The following is a 240-nucleotide window of genomic DNA, read 5'->3' on the forward strand; positions in this document are numbered from 1 at the left end:
GTACACTTTTATAAAGCTTGGCAAAATGAATATGACATTGCCAAATAACAAGGAGGATAAATATGACAGAAGAACATCCCATTGAAGGATTAATGACAACAGCAATGGAAAATCTGCAAAAAATGGTAGAAGTGAACATGATTATCGGTGACCCAGTCAAATCACCAGATGGCAGTCTGATAATTCCTGTATCGAAGGTCGGTTTTGGATTTGCGGCAGGTGGAAGCGAATTTAACATAT

Annotated in this window: 1 protein-coding gene; it reads left to right on the forward strand. The window is 37.9% G+C overall.

What is annotated here, in order from left to right; genetic code table 11:
* Positions 1–62 precede the first annotated feature (62 nt).
* Positions 63–240: spore germination protein GerW family protein (locus OMHG_RS17605; RefSeq protein WP_010647148.1), on the forward strand; the 178-nt coding region annotated here is incomplete at its 3' end.

Source organism: Oceanobacillus massiliensis str. N'diop, from assembly GCF_000285495.1.
GTDB classification, from domain to species: domain Bacteria; phylum Bacillota; class Bacilli; order Bacillales; family Amphibacillaceae; genus Oceanobacillus; species Oceanobacillus massiliensis.